Origin of the sequence: Actinomadura graeca, from assembly GCF_019175365.1 — a bacterium.
GTDB lineage: Bacteria > Actinomycetota > Actinomycetes > Streptosporangiales > Streptosporangiaceae > Spirillospora > Spirillospora graeca.
Genome location: NZ_CP059572.1, coordinates 600,102 through 616,004, shown reverse-complemented (window position 1 = coordinate 616,004; position 15,903 = coordinate 600,102). Strand labels below are relative to the sequence as shown.

The following is a 15,903-nucleotide window of genomic DNA, read 5'->3' as shown; positions in this document are numbered from 1 at the left end:
GCCCGTACGGGCGGAGCGGGAGGGCGGGACGGGATGCGTGTACTGGTCGCGCTCGGCGGCAACGCGCTGGTCGAACGAGGGGACACGCCCGACGCCGATCTCCAGCGGGCCAACGTCATGAAGGCGGTGCGCGCGCTCGCGCCGCTCGCCGAGCGGCACGAGCTGATCCTCACCCACGGCAACGGGCCGCAGGTCGGGGTGCTGGCGCTGGAGAGCGTCAACGACCCCGACCTCACCAGGCCCTACCCGCTGGACACCATCGGCGCCGAGACCCAGGGCATGATCGGCTACTGGATGCTCCAGGCGCTGCAGAACGCGCTGCCCGGGCGCCAGGTGGTCGCGATGATCAACCAGACGCTCGTCTCGGCGGTCGACCCGGCGTTCGAGGACCCTGCCAAGTTCGTCGGCCGGGTCTACCCGCACGAGGAGGCCGAGCGGCTGGCCGCCCGGTACGGCTGGGCGATCGCGCAGGACGGGGACAGCTGGCGCCGGGTGGTCCCCTCGCCGCGGCCGCAGCGGGTGATCGAGACCCGGCTGATCAGGCAGCTCGTCGGCGCCGGGGCGGTCGTGGTGTGCGCGGGCGGCGGCGGGATCCCGGTGTTCCGCAACGACGTCGGGCAGCTGGAGGGCGTCGAGGCGGTGATCGACAAGGACCTCACCGCGTCGATCCTGGCCGAGGCGCTGGAGGCGGACGCGCTGCTGATCCTCACCGACGTCCCGCAGGTGATGCGGAACTTCGGCACGCCCCGGCAGGAGGGGATCGGCCACACCACCCCCTACGAGCTGCGCGACGAGAAGTTCCCCGCGGGGTCGATGGGGCCGAAGGTCGAGGCCGCGGCGGGGTTCGTCGAGCGGACCGGCGACATGGCCGCGATCGGGACGCTCGGCCAGTGCCTCCAGATTTTGGAGGGGACGGCCGGGACGATCGTCACGCCGAATGCGACCTGGCCGCTGGCCAGCACGCTGTGACCACGGCGGCGGGGGCGGGCCCGGGCTCCCTGCGGGGCCTGTTCCGGACCAAGCCCGTCGACCGGATCGTCGCCGAGGGCGGGCACGGCGAGGGCGGCGAGCTGAAGCGGACCATGAGCCTGCTCCAGCTCACGCTGTTCAGCGTCGGCGCGACGCTCGGCACCGGCATCTTCGTCGTGCTGGGGGAGGCGGTGCCGAAGGCGGGCCCGGCGGTCGTGCTGGCGTTCGCCCTCGCGGCGGTCACCGCGCTGTTCTCGGCCCTGTCCTACGCCGAGCTGGCCGGGACGATCCCGGTGTCCGGCTCGTCCTACTCCTACGCCTACGCCACCCTGGGCGAGCTGGTCGCGTGGGTGTGCGGCTGGTGCCTGCTGCTGGAGTACGCCGTCTCGGTGTCGGCGGTCGCGGTCGGCTGGGGGTCCTACCTCAACGAGTTCTTCTCCAGCGCGTTCCACTTCACGATGCCCGCCGGGATCAGCAACTCCCCGGGCGAGGACGGCGGGATCGTCAACCTCCCCGCCGTGGCCGTGGTGCTGATCGCCACGCTGCTGCTGCTGCGCGGCACGTCCGAGAGCGCCACCGCCAACACGATCATGGTGTTCCTCAAGATCGGCGTCCTGCTGTTCTTCTGCGCGGTGGCCTTCACCGCGTTCGAGGGCGGGAACCTCACCCCGTTCGCGCCGATGGGCTGGGCCGGGATCAGCGCCGCGGGCTCCAAGGTGTTCTTTTCCTACATCGGCTTCGACGCCGCCTCCACCGCGGGCGAGGAGGCGCGCAACCCCCGGCGCGACCTGCCGCTGGCGATCGTGCTGTCGCTGGCCATCGTGACCGCCGTCTACGTGCTCGTCGGGCTCGCCGCCGTCGGCGCGATGAACTGGAAGCGGTTCGAGCTGAGCGGCTCGGAGGCGTCCCTGGCGCAGGTGCTGGACGAGGCGACCGGGCGGTCCTGGCCGTCCATGATCCTCTCCCTCGGCGCCGTGGTCGCCATCGCCAGCGTCGTGCTCACGGTCATGTACGGGCAGACCCGCATCCTGTTCGCCATGTCGCGCGACGGGCTCGTCCCGGACGTATTCCAGAAGGTCAGCCCCCGGCGCGCCGTCCCCGTCGCCAACACCCTCATCGTCGCGGTGTTCATCGCCGCGCTGGCCGCGCTCGTCCCGCTCGGCCGGCTCGTGGACGCCACCAGCATCGGCACCCTGTTCGCGTTCGCGCTGGTCAGCGTGGGCGTCATCGTCCTGCGCCGGACCAGGCCCGATCTGCCCCGCAGCTTCCGCACGCCGCTCTACCCGCTGACCCCGCTGCTCGGGGTCGGGTTCTGCGTGTACCTCATGGTCGGCCTCGGCGGGGTGACCTGGCTGGTGTTCCTGCTGTGGACGCTCGCCGGGCTGGCCGTCTACTTCCTCTACGGCCGCCGCCATTCACGGCTCGCGGCGGACGGCGGGTCGGACGGCGCCGGGAGGGGGACCGCATGAGCGACCCGGGCGGCATGCACGTCCTCGTGGGCTACTCGCCCGACGAGCGCGGCGGCGACGCCCTCGCCCTGGGCGCGCTGGTGGTCCGGGCCGCCGGCGGGCGGCTGACCGTGGCCAACGTCCATCCGCCGGGCTGGCGCACGCGCGGGCCCGGCTCCGTGGACGCCGAGTGGGTGGCCTACCTGCGGGAGCGGTCGGACGCCGCGCTCGCCCGCGCGGCCGGGCTGCTCGGCGGGCTGGGCGTGCCCCCGGAGGACGCGGCGCTGCGCGTGCACGCCCACCGGGGCAGCGGGCGGGGACTCATCGAGGTCGCCGCGGACACCGGAGCCGACCTGATCGTGATCGGCTCCGCGCCGCGCGGGCGGCGCGGCCGGATCGCCATCGGCAGCACCGCCGACCAGCTCCTGCACGGCTCGCCCGTGCCCGTGCTGCTGGCGCCCCGCGGGTACGCCGCCGAGGCGCCGCCCCGGTTCTCGCGGCTGACGGTCGCCTACTGGCACGCCCACTGGCGCCGCCAGGACGCCGGCGGGCCGCTCGCCGCGGCGGCCGGCATCGCGAGGCGGCTGGGGCTGCCGGTACGGCTGGTCACGCTGGTGCTGAGGCCGCCTGGCCTGGCCGCGCGGCTCCGCGACGCCGACGAGCTGCTGGCCCGGCAGCTCACGCAGGCGCAGGAGGACCTCGCGCAGGCCGCCGCCCTGTTCACCGACGGGACCGACGTGGTGACCGAGACCGCCGCCGGGACCGGCATCGCCACGACCGTCGCGGGCCTGGACATGCCGCCCGGGGAGATCCTCGCCTGCATGTCCGGTCACGACGGCCCGCTCCGCAAGGTCTTCCTCGGCGAGGGCTCCGGCAAGATCGTCCGGGCGTCGCCGTGCCCGGTGCTGGTCCTGCCGCGTGGCGCGGCGCCGCGCCCGGAGGCGTCGGCCGGTCGCTAACAAAAATTAGGTAAGGCTTACCTGCGTGAGGCAAGACATCGGCATTCCGCTGTTTCGGGGGAAGGAATTACGGCACACTGATGTTGTGAAAAACGTGAGCGAGGACGAGACGAGTGCCAGGGCCGCCGCCGTGCGGCCGTCCGGCATGCCGTCCTCCGCTGCTCACGGCGGTACGGGCGGTCCCCAGGGCGGTTCCCAGGGTGGCGGAGCCCATCCGGGCGACGCCCTCACGGGCCCGGCCCTGTCCGGAGGCAACGCCGAGCGCGACACCCGCGCCCGCGTCGCCCGGCTGATCCTGGAGCACGGCCCGGTCACCGCGTCCACTCTAGGGGAGCGCGTGGGCCTCACGCCCGCCGCGGTCCGCAGGCACCTGGACGCCCTGCTGGCCGAGGGCATGATCGAGGTCCGCCGGGCCCGGCCCACCCAGACGCGGCGCGGCCGGGGCCGTCCCGCCAAGTGGTTCGCGATCACCGACGCCGGGCGCAGCGCGTTCGTGCACGCCTACGACGACCTCGCCACCAGCGCCCTGCGCTTCCTCGCCGAGACGGCCGGCGACCACGCGGTCGCCGAGTTCGCGCGGCGGCAGATCGCCGACCTGGAACGGCGCTACCGCCCGGTCGTGCAGGCGGCCCCGCCCCACCAGCGGGTCCGCACCCTCGCCGAGGCGCTGTCGGGCGACGGCTACGCGGCGGCGGCCGCCAAGGCGCCGCAGGGCTCCGGCGAGCAGCTCTGCCAGCACCACTGCCCGGTCGCGCACGTCGCCGCCGAGTTCCCGCAGCTGTGCGAGGCCGAGACCGAGGCGTTCAGCAGGCTGCTGGGCACCCCGGTGCAGCGGCTGGCCACCATCGCCCACGGCGACGGCATCTGCACCACCCACGTCAGCTCGCGCTCGCTGTGCGGGCCGGGGGCGGGAGGCGTCACCCCGCGGGGGGACGCGGGGGAGCGGTCCCCCGAAACGACACTGAACACTGACGAGGAGTCCGGGAGGACACCCCTATGACTACGGCAGCCCACCCCGAGCTGGAGGGGCTCGACAGGTACAGGTTCGGCTGGGCCGACTCCGACGTCGCCGGGGCCTCCGCGCGGCGCGGCCTGAACGAGGACGTCGTCCGCGACATCTCAGGCAAGAAGGGCGAGCCGGACTGGATGCTCGACCTGCGCCTGAAGGGCCTGCGCCTGTTCGACAAGAAGCCGATGCCCACGTGGGGCTCCGACCTGTCGGCGATCGACTTCGACAACATCAAGTACTTCGTCCGCTCCACCGAGAAGCAGGCGGCGTCCTGGGAGGACCTCCCGGAGGACATCAAGAACACCTACGACAAGCTCGGCATCCCCGAGGCGGAGAAGCAGCGCCTCATCGCCGGCGTCGCGGCCCAGTACGAGTCCGAGGTCGTCTACCACAAGATCCGCGAGGACCTTGAGGAGAAGGGCGTCATCTTCCTCGACACCGACACCGGCCTGAAGGAGCACCCGGAGATCTTCCAGGAGTACTTCGGCTCGGTGATCCCGGTCGGCGACAACAAGTTCGCCGCGCTGAACACCGCCGTCTGGTCGGGCGGCTCGTTCATCTACGTCCCGCCGGGCGTGCACGTGGAGATCCCGCTCCAGGCCTACTTCCGGATCAACACCGAGAACATGGGCCAGTTCGAGCGGACTCTGATCATCGCCGACGAGGGCTCCTACGTCCACTACGTCGAGGGCTGTACCGCCCCGATCTACAAGTCGGACTCGCTGCACTCGGCCGTCGTGGAGATCGTCGTGAAGAAGGACGCCCGCGTCCGCTACACGACCATCCAGAACTGGTCGAACAACGTCTACAACCTGGTGACCAAGCGCGCCGTCGCCTACGAGGGCGCCACCATGGAGTGGATCGACGGCAACATCGGCTCCAAGGTCACCATGAAGTACCCGGCGGTGTACCTGCTGGGCGAGCACGCCAAGGGCGAGACCCTGTCGATCGCGTTCGCCGGTGAGGACCAGCACCAGGACGCCGGCGCCAAGATGGTGCACGCGGCGCCCAACACCTCCTCCACCATCGTGTCCAAGTCGGTGGCGCGGGGCGGCGGCCGCACGTCCTACCGGGGCCTGGTGCAGATCCAGGAGGGCGCCGAGCACAGCAAGTCCACCGTCAAGTGCGACGCGCTGCTGGTCGACCAGATCAGCCGGTCCGACACCTACCCCTACGTGGACGTCCGCGAGGACGACGTGGAGATGGGCCACGAGGCCACCGTCTCCAAGGTCTCGGAGGACCAGCTGTTCTACCTGATGAGCCGCGGCCTCACCGAGGACGAGGCCATGGCGATGATCGTGCGCGGCTTCGTCGAGCCGATCGCGCGCGAGCTGCCGATGGAGTACGCCCTGGAGCTGAACCGGCTCATCGAGCTGCAGATGGAAGGAGCCGTCGGCTGATGGGGCTCGACACCATCCCCCTGTCGACGCTGCACGAGAAGGCGTCGTACGAGGTGGGCGACTTCGATGTGCCCACGGGCCGCGAGGAGGAGTGGCGGTTCACCCCGCTGCGCCGCCTGCGCGGCCTGCACAACGGCACTGCGGAGGCGCACGGCAAGATCGTCCTGGAGGCGGAGGCGGCGCCCGAGGTGACCGTCGAGACGGTCGGCCGCGAGGACGCCCGCCTCGGCCGGGCCTACGTGCCCGCCGACCGCGTCAGCGCCCAGGCGTGGACGTCGTTCACCCAGGCGACGGTCGTGACCGTCCCGAAGGAGGCCGTCGCCTCGGCGCCGACCGTCCTGCGGCTGCGCGGCGAGGACGCCTCGTCCGCCGCCTACGGGCACACCACCGTGATCCTGGAGCCGTTCGCCGAGGCCACCGTCGTGCTCGCGCACCGCGGCCCGGCGACCTACGCCGACAACGTCGAGTTCGTCGTCGGCGACGGCGCCCGGCTGTCGGTGATCAGCCTGCAGGACTGGTCCGACGGCAGCGTCCACGTCTCGCACCAGCACGCCCGCCTCGGCCGCGACGCGCGGTTCGTCTCGCACAACGTCACGCTCGGCGGCGACCTCGTGCGGATCTCCCCGTCGGTCTCCTACGACGGGCCCGGCGGCGACGCCGAGCTGTACGGGGTGTACTTCGCCGACGGCGGCCAGCACCTGGAGCACCGCCTCCTCGTCGACCACGCCGTGCCGAACTGCCGCAGCCGCGTGGACTACCGGGGAGCGCTCCAGGACCAGGACGCCCACGCCGTCTGGATCGGCGACGTGATCATCCGCGCGGAGGCCGAGGGCACCGACACCTACGAGCTGAACCGCAACCTCGTCCTCACCGACGGGACCCGCGTCGACTCGGTGCCGAACCTGGAGATCCTCACCGGCGAGGTCGCCGGGGCGGGGCACGCCTCCGCGTCCGGCCGGCTCGACGACGAGCACCTGTTCTACCTCCAGGCCCGCGGCATCACCTTCGACGAGGCCCGCCGCATGGTCGTGCGCGGCTTCCTCGGCCAGCTCGTCGAGCGCATCGAGGTCGCCGAGGTCCGCGAGAAGGTCCGCGAGGCGATCGAGGCGGAGCTCGACCGGGAGACGGCCCGATGACCTACGTCAGGGCCTGCCCCTTCGCCGAGGTCCCCGCCGACGGAGCCGTCGGCGTCGAGATCGAGGGCACGCCGGTCGCGATCGTCCGCAGCGGCGACGACCTGTACGCCCTGAACGACATCTGCTCGCACGCCGAGGTCTCCCTCTCCGAGGGAGAGATCTACAACGGCACCATCGAGTGCTGGCTGCACGGGTCCTGCTTCGACCTGCGCACCGGCAAGCCCACCAACCCGCCGGCCACGCAGCCGGTCGCCACCTACAAGGTCAAGGTCGAGGACGGCGACGTCTACGTCTCGCTCGGCTCCGACGACTAAGGAACAGCACCACTATGGCCACGCTAGAGATCCGCGACCTCCACGTCTCCGTCGCCGACGGCTCCGACGGGACCAAGGAGATCCTGCGCGGGGTCGACCTGACCGTGAAGGCCGGCGAGACCCACGCGATCATGGGGCCGAACGGCTCCGGCAAGTCGACCCTCGCCTACGCGGTCGCCGGGCACCCCAAGTACGAGGTGACCTCCGGCACGGTCACGCTGGACGGCGAGGACGTCCTCGGCATGTCGGTCGACGAGCGCGCCCGCGCCGGGCTGTTCCTGGCGATGCAGTACCCGGTGGAGGTCCCGGGCGTCTCCGTCTCCAACTTCCTGCGCTCGGCCGTCACCGCCGTCCGCGGCGAGGCGCCGAAGCTGCGCGAATTCTCCAAGGAGATGAAGAAGGCGATGGACGACCTGTCCATCGACCCGGTGTTCGCGCAGCGCAGCCTGAACGAGGGCTTCTCCGGCGGCGAGAAGAAACGGCACGAGATCCTCCAGCTGGAGATGCTCAAGCCCAAGGTCGCCATCCTGGACGAGACCGACTCCGGCCTGGACGTCGACGCCCTCAAGGTCGTCTCCGAGGGCGTCAACCGCTTCGCCTCCGGCGACACCGGCGTCCTGCTCATCACCCACTACACGCGCATCCTCCGGTACGTGAAGCCCGACTTCGTGCACGTCTTCGCCGGCGGCCGCGTCGTCGCCGAGGGCGGTCCCGAGCTGGCCGACGAGCTGGAGGACGAGGGTTACGAGAAGTACGTGAAGGCGGGCGCATCGAAATGAGCGAAGCGAACCGGGGGGCGTGGGGGGTCGCCCCCCCACAGGGACAGGGCATGAGCGAAGCGAACCGGGGGGTGTGGGGGGTCGCCCCCCCACAGGGACAGGGCATGAGCGAAGCGAACCGGGGGGCCCTGCTGCCCGAGGAGCTGAAGAAGGACTTCCCGCTCCTGCGGCGCACCGTCCGCGGGGGGCGTCCGCTGGTGTACCTCGACTCGGGCGCGACGTCGCAGAAGCCCGTCCAGGTGCTGGACGCCGAGCGGGAGTTCTACGAGCGCCACAACGCCGCCCCGCACCGCGGCGCGCACCTGCTCTCCGAGGAGGCGACCGAGGCGTACGAGCGCGGGCGCGCCTCGATCGCCCGGTTCATCGGCGCGACGCCCGGCGAGATCGTCCTCACCAAGAACGCCACCGAGGGCATCAACCTGGTGGCGTACTCGATGAGCAACGCCGCCACCGCGGGCGAGGAGGCCGGGCGGTTCCGCGTCGGCCCGGGCGACGAGGTCGTGGTCTCGGAGATGGAGCACCACGCCAACCTCGTCCCGTGGCAGGAGCTGTGCCGCCGCACCGGCGCCACCCTGCGCTGGTTCGGGATCACCGACGAGGGCCGCCTGGACCTGGACGACCTGGACTCCCTCGTCGGCGAGCGCACGAAGCTCGTCGCGCTGACGCACCAGTCGAACGTGCTGGGCACCGTCCCGCCGATCGAGCGGATCACCGCCCGGGCCCACGAGGTGGGTGCGCTGGTGCTGCTGGACGCCGCGCAGTCCGTCCCGCACCAGCCGGTGGACGTACGCGGCCTCGGCGTGGACTTCGTCGCCTTCTCGGGGCACAAGATGCTCGGCCCGACCGGCATCGGCGTCCTGTGGGGCCGCCGCGAGCTGCTGGAGGCCATGCCGCCGTTCATCACCGGCGGATCCATGATCGAGACCGTCCACATGGAGTCGACGACGTACCTGCCGCCGCCGCAGCGGTTCGAGGCGGGCGTCCCGATGACCGCGCAGGCGATCGGCCTCGGCGCGGCCTGCGACTACCTCGCCGAGGTCGGCATGGACCGGGTGCACGCCCACGAGGTGGCGCTGACCGGGTACGCCCTCGAACGGCTGGGCGAGATCCCCGGCGTCCGGATCGTCGGGCCCGGTACCACCGAGGCCCGCGGCGGGGCCGTCTCGTTCACGGTCGCCGACATCCACCCGCACGACGTCGGGCAGGTCCTGGACGACCTCGGCGTCGAGGTCCGTGTCGGCCAGCACTGCGCGGCGCCGATCTGCCGCCGCTTCGGTATCCCGGCGACCACCCGCGCGACCTTCTACCTCTACAACACCCTCGCGGACGTGGACGCGCTCGCCGACGGGGTACGTCACGCCCAGAAGTTCTTCGGAACAGCCTGACGGGTGCCCTGGTTGTAGCGAGAGAGAAAGGACGACATGCAGCTCGAGGCGATGTACCAGGAGGTCATCCTGGACCATTACCGCAACCCCCATCACAAGGGGCTGCGGGAGCCGTACGAGGGCGAGGCGCACCACGTCAACCCGACCTGCGGCGACGAGGTGACGCTGCGCGTCCACCTGGAGGGCACGGGCCAGGACGCCGCGGTCGCCGACGTCTCGTACGACGCCATGGGCTGCTCGATCAGCCAGGCCAGCGCCTCGGTGATGGCCGACCTGATCATCGGCAAGTCCGTGAAGGAGGCGATGGCGGTCGGCGAGGAGTTCCTGACGCTCATGCAGTCCCGCGGCCAGGACGTCTCGCCCGACGAGGACGTCCTGGAGGACGCCATCGCCTTCGCCGGGGTGTCGAAGTACCCGGCCAGGATCAAGTGCGCCCTGCTCGCCTGGATGGCGTGGAAGGACGCGACAGCCCGCGCTCTCGGAGAGGCATCATGACCGACACCACGGAGACCGCCGTCCCCGAGGAGGAGATCCTCGAGGCGCTCAAGGACGTCGTCGACCCCGAGCTCGGCATCAACGTCGTCGACCTCGGCCTGGTGTACGGCGTCAATCTCGCCGACGAGGTCGCGACCCTGGACATGACCCTCACCAGCGCCGCCTGCCCGCTCACCGACGTGATCGAGGACCAGGCCCACAGCGCCCTGGAGGGCCTCGTCAAGGACGTCAAGATCAACTGGGTGTGGCTCCCCCCGTGGGGGCCCGACAAGATCTCCGACGAGGGCCGCGACCAGCTCCGCGCCCTCGGCTTCAACGTCTGACCCACCGCCTGCGAGGTCGCGTCCGCCCGGACGCGGCCTCAGGTGTACCTGAGGAACTCCGCTCGTCACCGGGGCGGCGGGCCGCCGGTGGGGCGCTGGGCGGGGCGCTTCTTGGGCTTGGCCGGGGCGAGGGTGTAGGTGATCGGCCACAGCGACCAGATCGCCAGGATCACGCCGAGGCGGGCTGTCCAGCCGGTGAGTTCGCGGGTGCGGTCCGGGTCGTCCGCGAGGGCGATCAGCAGGAGGAGGATCCCGCAGGCCAGCGCGGTCGCGATGACCGCCTTGGCGAACTCTCGCCACTCGTGGCGCGTGCGCGCCCGGCCGTGGGCGGGCCTGCCCCGGGGAGGGGGGCCGCCGGCGAAGCGGTGCGCGAACCGCTCGTCGGCCCAGCGGATCATGCGGTGGCCGAAGGCGACCGAGTAGCCGATGTAGGCGGCCGCGAGGCCGTGGCGGAAGCCGGCGGCCGCGCCCCCGCGCAGGTCGATCACCGTCGCCGTCAGGAGCACGACGTCGACCAGCGGGACGCACAGCAGGAGCGCCGCGCCGGTCCGGCGCATGCGCAGCGGGTACCGGGCGGCGAGCCCGGCGGCGAGGACGACCCAGAAGCCGATCTCGCATCCGGCGATGACCGCGATGAGCATGTCTCCATCGTCGCGTCGCGGGCGGGGGAGGCGCCTCGTCTGGGGTGGGGTTCCGTGGGTCGTCCGAAGGATGTACGCGGGGCCGTCAGCAGGTCGGAGACGGGCACGCCGCGGGGATGCTGAGATGGGGGTGTGCTTCCGATCCGCCGCCTGACCACCCGCCAGGACGCGCTCATCGCCGCCGGGGGGCTGGCGGGCGGGCTGCTCATGATCGCCGTGCACGGGTACTCGACGTGGGGGGCGTCCTGGGACCCGTCGCCGTGGTGGCGGCTCGTCCCGCTCGTCGGGCTGTGCTCGACGATGCTGCTGCGGCGGACGGCGCCCTTGACGTCGCTGGCCCTGGCCACCCCCTTCAACTTCGCCGACGTGGCCATGGGGCCGGGCTTCGCCACGGCGGTGATCTATGGGGACACGCTCTACGCGGCGAGCCTGTACGGGCGGCGGCGGACGGCGGAGTGGCTGCTCGGGACGGCCATCGGGGGGACGCTGCTGGCGGGGGCGGGTGCGGGGATCGCGCTGCGGGAGGTGCCGGCGGGCGTGCTGGGCGCGGCGGTCGCCGGGGTGACGTGGGTGGCACCGGTGCTGACGGCGATGGCCGTCCGCGAGCACCGGTCCAGGGCGGAGGCGGAGCGGCAGCGGGCCGAGCAGGTGGCGCGGCTGGCCGAGATGGACCGGCGGGCGGCGGTGGGCGGTGAGCGGGCCCGGATGGCCCGCGAGCTGCACGATGTGATCGCCAACCATCTGAGCGCCGTCGCGCTGCACTCCTCGGCCGTGCTGAAGGTGCGGGACCTGGACCGGGAGGGCCTCGACCGCGCGATGGAGGTCATCCGCGAGAACAGCGTCCAGGGCCTCGCGGAGATGCGCCGCATGATCGGCCTGCTGCGCGACGGCGGGGACGAGGACCCTCCGGCCGTGCCCCGGCTCGCCGGGCTGGAGCGGCTCGTCGCGCACACGGCCCGGTCGGACCTGTCGGCGGGCCTGGAGGTCAGGGGCGAGCCGCCGCCGGAGCTGCCCGCCGCGGTGGAGCTGGCCGCGTACCGGATCGTCCAGGAGTCGCTGACCAACGCCCTCAAGCACGCCGGGCCCGGACGCGCCGAGGTCCGCGTCGAGCACGCCGGGGGACGCGTGGTCATCGACGTGCTGAGCCCGCTCGGGCGGGACGGCGCGCGGCTGCCGGGGACGGGCAGCGGGCTGATCGGGATGCGGGAGCGGGCGGCGATGCTGTCGGGGGAGTTCGCCGCGGGGCCGGAGGACGGCCGCTGGCGGGTGCACGCCGAGCTGCCCCTCGACTTCGGGAGGACGCCGTGATCGAGGTCCTGGTCGCCGACGACCAGGCGGCGGTGCGCGCCGGGCTGGTGCTGATCCTGGGCGCGGCGCCGGACGTGCGGGTGATCGGCGAGGCCGCGGACGGGGAGCGGGCGGTGGCGCTGGCCCGCGAGCTGCGCCCGGACGTGGTGCTGATGGACGTGCGCATGCCCCGCCTGGACGGCATCAGCGCGACCCGGGAGATCGCCGGGATCGCGGACGTGCTGGTGCTGACGACGTTCGACCTGGACGAGTACGTCTTCGGCGCGCTGCGGGCGGGCGCGTCCGGGTTCCTGCTGAAGGACGTCGACGCCGACCGGCTCGTGGAGGCGGTGCGGACCGTGGCGGCGGGGGAGGGGATCATCGCGCCGAAGGTGACCCGCAGGCTCATCGGGGCGTTCGCGGCGCGTCCCGCGGCGAGACCCGGGGTACCGGGCCTGGACGGGCTCACCCCGCGTGAGCGGGAGGTGTTCCGCTGCCTCGGGGAGGGCCTGTCCAACGGGGAGATCGCCCGGCGGCTGCACATGGCCGAGACCACCACCAAGACCCATGTCAGCCGCATTCTGGGCAAACTGGGGCTGCGCAGCCGGGTCCAGGCGGCCATCCTCGCCCAGGAGACGGCCGCCGACGGGGCGGGGGGCCCGAGTGGTCACTGAGGGCCACCCGGGCCCGTTCGGCGCCCCAGCGCCGTTCTCAGGGAAGAGGTCCGGGGGTCGGTGTCATGGGGACAGCCCGCGGATCAGATCGGCGACGCGGACGATGCCGAGGCAGCGCCCGACCTCGTCCACCACGACCAGATCGTCGTAGACCCGTTCCTCCTCCTTCCCTGCGGCCCGGAGCGCCGCCACGGCAGGGACCGTGCGCGGCACCGGGCGGGGCTGGTCGGCCAGCCGCGCCGCGGGCCGGTGGGCGTGCAGGGCGTGCCCGTACGCGCCGGACAGCCGCAGCAGGAACCGGGTCCGGTCCACCGTGGCGCGGGGCCGCTGCCGTTCGTCGACCAGGACGACGCTGGTGATGCCCGTCTCGGCGTTGAGCGCGGTCAGCACCTCGTCGGCGGTCGCGGTGTGCGGCAGCGTCACCGCGGGCAGCGTGAACTCCGACACCCGCGGCCCGAGGCCGAGGTCCTGTGCCGCCGGTTCCTCGCGGGGCGCGACCGGCACGGTGATGGGCATCCCCGGCCGCCACTCCGGCGGGGCGAGCGCCGGCCCCTGGACCAGGCGGACGCCCAGCCCGCGCAGGTGCACCACCTGGTCCTGCGTGGCCAGGCCCGGCGCCAGGACGTGCGTGCCGAGCCGGTGCGCCAGCTCGACGAGGCTCGCCACCAGCGCCGAGCGGCGCGGCTCCGCGCGGGCCCTGCGGGCCAGCTCGGGATCGAGTTTCAGCAGATAGGACGCGCCGTCCACGAGCAGGTCCAGCGGCGCGTGCCCGGCGCCGAGGCCCGCGAGGCCGACGAGGTAGCCGGCCCGGCGCAGCCCCGAGAGGGCGGCGGCGACGGCCGGCCGTTGGGCGGGCGGGAATCCGCCCGCGACGCAGATGATGAACTCTTGTGGACGCCGTCCCGTCTCCCCGAGCCCGTGATGCAACTCGCCGAGGAAGGCGTCTCCGTGGGTCAGGGTCTCGGCCCGCAGGCCGATCTGCAGCGGAAGGGGGGTGCCCAGGTCCGCTGTCGCTCGGGCCGCCTCGACCGCGCGCCGGACGTCCTCCGCGGCGGGATCGACCCGCACGGGAGGAACGGCCGCGGCGGGCGGGCCCGCGTGCGTCTCCACGGCGACGACGGTTCCGGTGCCGAGATCGACCACCGGATGGAACACCGCGCGCGCCGGAAGCAGGACATCAACGGCTGACACAGCCGCATCATGTCCCCGCGAATCCCCCGAACCGGCAGTTGTCAGGAGAAGTTAACCAACTATTCGCCGGGCATCGGCGCAGGTCGCGAACCATGTCACGGGGTTCGCCCCATCCGATCACAGCCCGCGTCCACCCGCCAGCGCCGACAGCAGGTAGGTCACGCCCGCGACCGCCGCGAGCCACGCGTAGGCGGAGATGTCGGCGCCGCGCAGCGCCTGCACCACCAGCGCCCCGACGACCGCCACGGTCAGCACGTCACCGGTCATCGCCGCGGCCCTCAGGTGGGCGCGCGCCCGGTGGCCCGAGCCGAAGCCCTCCCCGAGCGGAAGCGCGGGCTCGTTGCGCCGGTACGCCAGGTACGCCGAGTAGCCGCTTAGGGCGGCGAGCGCGACGAGGGCCGTCCCCGACCGCCCGTCGGCGGCCAGCACGACCCCGACCACCACCGCCGCACCGAGGACGAGCCCGGGGACGGCCCACCTGCTGAGGCTGCGGCGTTCGGGAGCGATCCACATGAGGACATATCCTTCCCGATCCGCGGACGCAACGGACCTGCAACGCGCCGGTGCGCCCAGGCCCGGTGCCGGTATGTTCTCCGTCCGTGGCGCAATTTCGAATGAACGGCTCGAAAATGCTCGCCGTCGATCTCGCGGGCGAGACGATCAGGGCGCTGAACGGCTCCATGGTCGCCTACGAGGGGCAGATGGCGTTCAAACGGCAGGGCATGACCGGGGGCGAGGGCCTGCGCGGGGCCCTGAAGCGGAAGATCGCCGGTGAGGGGATGACCCTCATGGAGATCACGGGGCAGGGGACGGTGTACCTGGCGAGCGAGGCGACCGAGGTCACGCTCGTCCGGCTGACGGGCGACACGCTCTTCGTGGAGTCCGACAGCCTGCTCGCACTGGACGGGGACCTGAAGACCGGCGTCCAGTTCATCGGCCTGCGCGGGATGGGGACGGGGCAGGGCCTCGCCACCACGAAGGTGGACGGTCACGGCACCGTCGCGGTGCTGTCGGACGGGCCTGCCATCGCGCTGGAGGTGACACCCCAGATGCCGCTGTGCGTCGACCCGCACGCCTACGTCGCCCACCACGGGCAGCTCCAGCAGGACGTCGTCACCGACGTCAACTGGCGGACGGTCCTCGGCCAGGGGTCGGGGGAGAGCGTGCAGTTCCGCTACCAGGGCCACGGCCTCGTCTACGTCCAGCCCGCCGAGCGCGGCGGAATCTTGGAGATCTGATGCCGGGATACCAGTCGATCAACTCCAAGATGCTCCAGGTGCCGGTCGGCCCGGGCCAGGAGGTCTACAGCAAGCGCGGCGCGATGCTCGCCTACGCGGGGCCCGTGGCGTTCGCGCCGACCGCCACCGCCGGGCAGGGCATCGGCGGCACCCTCGGCCGCGCCGTCGCCGGCGAGCGGAGCGCGATGATGCACGTCACCGGCCAGGGCACCGTCATGTTCGGGCACGGCGGCCTGCACGTCACCGTCGTCGACCTGACCGGGGCCGACACCCTGTACGTCGAGGCCGACCGGCTGCTGGTGCACGACGCGACCCTCCAGGTCGGCACGATGTTCATGGGCGAGCAGGGCGGCGTGCGCGGCGTCATCCGCGGCGCGGTCACCGGGCAGGGGCTGTTCACCACGACCCTCTCGGGGCACGGCTCGTGCGGGCTGCTGTCGCACGGCGGCGTCATGGAGCTGCCGATCGGCCCGCAGCGGCCGGTCCACGTCGACCCGCAGGCGTACGTGGCGCACCGCGGACAGGTGCAGAACAAGCTCACCACGGCGGTGGGGCTGAGGGACCTGATCGGACGCGGGTCCGGCGAGGGCTTCCAGCTGGAGCTGAGCGGCTCCGGCGTCGTCTACGTCCAGGCCAGCGAGAGGAAGATCTGACC

General features: G+C 72.7%; 18 protein-coding genes. 15 read left to right on the top strand and 3 right to left on the bottom strand.

Annotated features, from left to right (window positions below; all coding sequences use genetic code 11):
* Positions 1–33 precede the first annotated feature (33 nt).
* The 11 genes from AGRA3207_RS03055 to AGRA3207_RS03005 all read left to right on the top strand — a co-directional run bounded on the left by AGRA3207_RS03055 (position 34) and on the right by AGRA3207_RS03005 (position 10,217).
* Positions 34–969 (top strand): carbamate kinase, encoded by a 936-nt coding sequence (locus AGRA3207_RS03055; protein WP_231333028.1) that lies wholly within the window; start codon positions 34–36, stop codon positions 967–969.
* The gene (locus AGRA3207_RS03050; protein WP_231333027.1) at positions 966–2,438 is read left to right on the top strand and encodes an amino acid permease; all 1,473 of its coding nucleotides are present in this window, start codon (positions 966–968) and stop codon (positions 2,436–2,438) included. Before AGRA3207_RS03055 ends, AGRA3207_RS03050 begins: the two co-directional genes overlap by 4 nt.
* Entirely contained in the window at positions 2,435–3,376 is a 942-nt protein-coding gene (locus AGRA3207_RS03045) for a universal stress protein (RefSeq protein ID WP_231333026.1), read from the top strand. Before AGRA3207_RS03050 ends, AGRA3207_RS03045 begins: the two co-directional genes overlap by 4 nt.
* A 145-nt stretch (positions 3,377–3,521) precedes the next feature.
* Positions 3,522–4,376: a helix-turn-helix transcriptional regulator gene (locus AGRA3207_RS03040; RefSeq protein WP_420830899.1), complete on the top strand. Its 855-nt coding sequence runs from the start codon at positions 3,522–3,524 to the stop codon at positions 4,374–4,376.
* Positions 4,373–5,785, top strand: a complete 1,413-nt coding sequence (sufB, locus tag AGRA3207_RS03035) for a Fe-S cluster assembly protein SufB (protein ID WP_231333024.1) — start codon at positions 4,373–4,375, stop codon at positions 5,783–5,785. Before AGRA3207_RS03040 ends, sufB begins: the two co-directional genes overlap by 4 nt.
* On the top strand, positions 5,785–6,921 hold the full coding sequence (gene sufD / locus AGRA3207_RS03030) for a Fe-S cluster assembly protein SufD (protein ID WP_231333023.1): 1,137 nt from the start codon (positions 5,785–5,787) through the stop codon (positions 6,919–6,921). The genes sufB and sufD overlap by 1 nt, the downstream gene beginning before the upstream one ends.
* A complete protein-coding gene (locus AGRA3207_RS03025) occupies positions 6,918–7,235 on the top strand; it encodes a non-heme iron oxygenase ferredoxin subunit (protein ID WP_231333022.1) in 318 nt (105 codons plus the stop codon). Before sufD ends, AGRA3207_RS03025 begins: the two co-directional genes overlap by 4 nt.
* Before the next feature lie 14 nt (positions 7,236–7,249).
* Entirely contained in the window at positions 7,250–8,014 is a 765-nt protein-coding gene (gene sufC, locus AGRA3207_RS03020; RefSeq protein ID WP_231333021.1) for a Fe-S cluster assembly ATPase SufC, read from the top strand.
* Between the two features lie 104 nt (positions 8,015–8,118).
* Positions 8,119–9,399 (top strand): cysteine desulfurase, encoded by a 1,281-nt coding sequence (locus AGRA3207_RS03015; RefSeq protein ID WP_231333020.1) that lies wholly within the window; start codon positions 8,119–8,121, stop codon positions 9,397–9,399.
* A gap of 36 nt (positions 9,400–9,435) precedes the next feature.
* The gene (sufU, locus tag AGRA3207_RS03010; protein WP_231333019.1) at positions 9,436–9,894 is read left to right on the top strand and encodes a Fe-S cluster assembly sulfur transfer protein SufU; all 459 of its coding nucleotides are present in this window, start codon (positions 9,436–9,438) and stop codon (positions 9,892–9,894) included.
* On the top strand, positions 9,891–10,217 hold the full coding sequence (locus AGRA3207_RS03005) for a metal-sulfur cluster assembly factor (RefSeq protein WP_231333018.1): 327 nt from the start codon (positions 9,891–9,893) through the stop codon (positions 10,215–10,217). Before sufU ends, AGRA3207_RS03005 begins: the two co-directional genes overlap by 4 nt.
* A gap of 65 nt (positions 10,218–10,282) precedes the next feature.
* Here the strand turns inward: AGRA3207_RS03005 and AGRA3207_RS03000 are convergent, their stop codons facing one another.
* A complete protein-coding gene (locus AGRA3207_RS03000; protein WP_231333017.1) occupies positions 10,283–10,858 on the bottom strand; it encodes a hypothetical protein in 576 nt (191 codons plus the stop codon).
* Positions 10,859–10,990: 132 nt separating this feature from the next.
* On the opposite strand from AGRA3207_RS03000, the gene AGRA3207_RS02995 reads away from it, so the two are divergent.
* Together AGRA3207_RS02995 and AGRA3207_RS02990 are read left to right on the top strand one after the other, a co-directional pair.
* On the top strand, positions 10,991–12,166 hold the full coding sequence (locus AGRA3207_RS02995) for a sensor histidine kinase (protein ID WP_231333016.1): 1,176 nt from the start codon (positions 10,991–10,993) through the stop codon (positions 12,164–12,166).
* Entirely contained in the window at positions 12,163–12,819 is a 657-nt protein-coding gene (locus tag AGRA3207_RS02990) for a response regulator (protein ID WP_231333015.1), read from the top strand. Before AGRA3207_RS02995 ends, AGRA3207_RS02990 begins: the two co-directional genes overlap by 4 nt.
* 63 nt (positions 12,820–12,882) lie before the next feature.
* Here the strand turns inward: AGRA3207_RS02990 and AGRA3207_RS02985 are convergent, their stop codons facing one another.
* Positions 12,883–14,010 (bottom strand): EAL domain-containing protein, encoded by a 1,128-nt coding sequence (locus AGRA3207_RS02985; RefSeq protein ID WP_231333014.1) that lies wholly within the window; start codon positions 14,008–14,010, stop codon positions 12,883–12,885.
* 117 nt (positions 14,011–14,127) lie between these two features.
* A complete protein-coding gene (locus AGRA3207_RS02980) occupies positions 14,128–14,523 on the bottom strand; it encodes an ABC transporter permease (protein WP_231333013.1) in 396 nt (131 codons plus the stop codon).
* A gap of 86 nt (positions 14,524–14,609) precedes the next feature.
* Here AGRA3207_RS02980 and AGRA3207_RS02975 point away from each other — a divergent pair, with 86 nt between their 5' ends.
* Positions 14,610–15,248, top strand: a complete 639-nt coding sequence (locus tag AGRA3207_RS02975; RefSeq protein WP_231333012.1) for an AIM24 family protein — start codon at positions 14,610–14,612, stop codon at positions 15,246–15,248.
* Positions 15,248–15,901, top strand: a complete 654-nt coding sequence (locus AGRA3207_RS02970) for an AIM24 family protein (protein ID WP_231333011.1) — start codon at positions 15,248–15,250, stop codon at positions 15,899–15,901. The genes AGRA3207_RS02975 and AGRA3207_RS02970 overlap by 1 nt, the downstream gene beginning before the upstream one ends.
* The last annotated feature ends 2 nt before the right edge of the window (positions 15,902–15,903 follow it).

What these genes read in the sequence shown, in the direction of transcription:
- AGRA3207_RS03055 (WP_231333028.1), top strand. Translation starts at nt 34, where the DNA reads ATGCGTGTACTGGTCGCGCTCGGCGGCAACGCGCTGGTCGAACGAGGG.
- AGRA3207_RS03045 (WP_231333026.1), top strand. Translation starts at nt 2,435, where the DNA reads ATGAGCGACCCGGGCGGCATGCACGTCCTCGTGGGCTACTCGCCCGAC.
- AGRA3207_RS03040 (WP_420830899.1), top strand. Translation starts at nt 3,522, where the DNA reads ATGCCGTCCTCCGCTGCTCACGGCGGTACGGGCGGTCCCCAGGGCGGT.
- sufB (WP_231333024.1), top strand. Translation starts at nt 4,373, where the DNA reads ATGACTACGGCAGCCCACCCCGAGCTGGAGGGGCTCGACAGGTACAGG.
- sufD (WP_231333023.1), top strand. Translation starts at nt 5,785, where the DNA reads ATGGGGCTCGACACCATCCCCCTGTCGACGCTGCACGAGAAGGCGTCG.
- AGRA3207_RS03025 (WP_231333022.1), top strand. Translation starts at nt 6,918, where the DNA reads ATGACCTACGTCAGGGCCTGCCCCTTCGCCGAGGTCCCCGCCGACGGA.
- sufC (WP_231333021.1), top strand. Translation starts at nt 7,250, where the DNA reads ATGGCCACGCTAGAGATCCGCGACCTCCACGTCTCCGTCGCCGACGGC.
- AGRA3207_RS03015 (WP_231333020.1), top strand. Translation starts at nt 8,119, where the DNA reads ATGAGCGAAGCGAACCGGGGGGCCCTGCTGCCCGAGGAGCTGAAGAAG.
- sufU (WP_231333019.1), top strand. Translation starts at nt 9,436, where the DNA reads ATGCAGCTCGAGGCGATGTACCAGGAGGTCATCCTGGACCATTACCGC.
- AGRA3207_RS03005 (WP_231333018.1), top strand. Translation starts at nt 9,891, where the DNA reads ATGACCGACACCACGGAGACCGCCGTCCCCGAGGAGGAGATCCTCGAG.
- AGRA3207_RS03000 (WP_231333017.1), bottom strand. Translation starts at nt 10,858, where the DNA reads ATGCTCATCGCGGTCATCGCCGGATGCGAGATCGGCTTCTGGGTCGTC.
- AGRA3207_RS02980 (WP_231333013.1), bottom strand. Translation starts at nt 14,523, where the DNA reads ATGTGGATCGCTCCCGAACGCCGCAGCCTCAGCAGGTGGGCCGTCCCC.
- AGRA3207_RS02970 (WP_231333011.1), top strand. Translation starts at nt 15,248, where the DNA reads ATGCCGGGATACCAGTCGATCAACTCCAAGATGCTCCAGGTGCCGGTC.